This window comes from Vibrio sp. 1288 (assembly GCF_033344475.1).
The window spans coordinates 1-2,137 of record NZ_JAWPOX010000080.1 but is presented as its reverse complement, the minus strand read 5'-3'; the positions used below and the strand labels follow the sequence as shown (position 1 = coordinate 2,137).

1 protein-coding gene is annotated in these 2,137 nt (G+C 43.8%); it reads right to left on the bottom strand.

The features are described 5' to 3' along the window. Positions 1–139 precede the first annotated feature (139 nt). The gene (locus R8O11_RS24700; RefSeq protein ID WP_318194542.1) at positions 140–1,576 is read right to left on the bottom strand and encodes an NAD-dependent succinate-semialdehyde dehydrogenase; all 1,437 of its coding nucleotides are present in this window, start codon (positions 1,574–1,576) and stop codon (positions 140–142) included. Positions 1,577–2,137 lie beyond the last annotated feature (561 nt).

Genomic DNA, 2,137 nt, shown 5'->3' with positions numbered 1-2,137 from the left:
GTTCTTTTAGTTGTTGATTTCATAACACTCTCCAATTTTGGGGGTAGAAAGTGTCAACCTTATTTAGGACGGCACACTTTCAACTAAAAAAAAGCTAGGTAAAAACCTAGCTTTTTAATTCAATCGGCCATCTCTGAAATCAGCTTAAACCACCAAGACAAATATACTTTGTCTCCAGATATTCATCGAGTCCTTGCTTAGCACCTTCCCGTCCAACACCCGACTCTTTAACTCCACCAAATGGAGCCACTTCAGTAGAGATGATCCCTTCATTAACTCCAACCATGCCGTACTCTAAACCTTCACTAAAAGTCACAATACGCTTCAAGCTATTCGTATAGAAATAGCAAGCCAAACCATATTCTGTATCGTTCGCCATTTCGAGAACTTGATAATCATTTTCAAAGGTAACAATAGGCAACACAGGCCCGAATAGCTCTTGCTGAACAATCGACATATTCTGCGTCACACTATCCAAAAGAACGGGCTCCATAAAGCGACCAGGCCGTCTCTGTGGAGAGTTAGCAATAGAGGCTCCTTCTTGTACAGCTTGATCGATCACCGCCTCTAGTCGATGCTTAGAGGCCATCGTAATAACAGGACCTAATGTGACACCTTTCTCTAAACCATTTCCAAGCTTTAATTTGCTTAACTTCGACAATACTTTATCAATAAAAGCTTGTTTTACATTTTTATGAACATATAGCCGATTGGTACAAACACATGTTTGCCCTGCATTACGGAACTTCGACGCGACAAGCCCTTCCGTAGCCTCATCTAAGTCTGCATCTTCAAACACGATGAAAGGCGCATTACCACCCAACTCCATCGACACCGCCTTGACTGAATCACTGGCTTGCTTCATCAAAATCTTCCCAACGCGCGTAGACCCCGTAAAAGAGATCTTCTGAATCCTAGGATCAGTACTTAGTACTTGACCAAACTCAGCAGCCTGCTCCGACACCACGACAGAAAGCAGTTCTTTAGGGATACCAGCCTGATAAGCTAATTCAACAACAGCAATTGCAGTGAGAGGGGTAAGCTCTGATGGCTTGATCAACATGCCACAACCTGCCGCTAGGGCTGGTGCTGCTTTTCTTGTAATCATCGCAATAGGGAAGTTCCAAGGTGTAATTGCAGCGCATACTCCCACAGGCTGGCGAATTGCAGATAGACGTCTATCTGTCGTGGGGGCAGGAATAACTTCGCCATAAGCACGTTTTGCTTCTTCTGAGAACCACTCGACAAAAGAGGCACCATACATCACTTCCCCTTTGCTCTCAGCTAAAGGTTTACCCTGCTCTAAGGTAATAATCGTGGCTATGTCTTCTGCATTATCAAGAAGTAGTTGATACCACCCCCTCAAACGACGAGAGCGCTCTTTGGCACTTAATTTAGCCCAACGGACTTGCTCCGTTTTGCACTGACCAATGAGATCATCTAACTCATCAAGAGTACTAGGCTTTAACCGAATTAACTCTTGCTCAGTTGCAGGGTTGATGACCACAATTCCCTCTTCGGAAGACCATTGCTTAAATACAGATTTCAGCGTTTCATTTTTTATTTGTTGCATCATCAAACATACTCCTCAAGAACTCCTCTTAGGTTAATCGCTACTAGCAAGTTCAGCAAAGAAAACAAAGTTTTCTAAAAGGCATTAATTTTCGGAAGACTTAGCTCTCTTCCTCACTATATTTCGGGAAATTGCGTAATCCACGCAACGACGGTCCCGCTCTAAACATGGAAGCAATGAATGTTTGAGAAATAAGATGTAGAAAATTATTGTTTAAGAGAGACGCTAACAAAACGCGCAGTGAGGAAGACTATTCATTCTATTACGGTTGAGGGCGAGTGTTATAAAGACTCATTGTTCAAATGACCAATCTTTCAACGAGGACAGGATACAAACTCGGAGTAATTGGAAGTGCAGGCAGCAGGCCCATCTTCCTGAGAAACTCATGTGCCAAAAGGGTAAAGAAAGTCGTATTGTCTCGCCTTCAATGTGTAAATGCATTTCTAGGGGACACGACCAAACGAAAAAGCCCCAGTCTTTCGACTGGGGCTTAATATAAGTGGCGGAGTGGACGGGACTCGAACCCGCGACCCCCGGCGTGACAGGCCGGTATTCTAACCAACT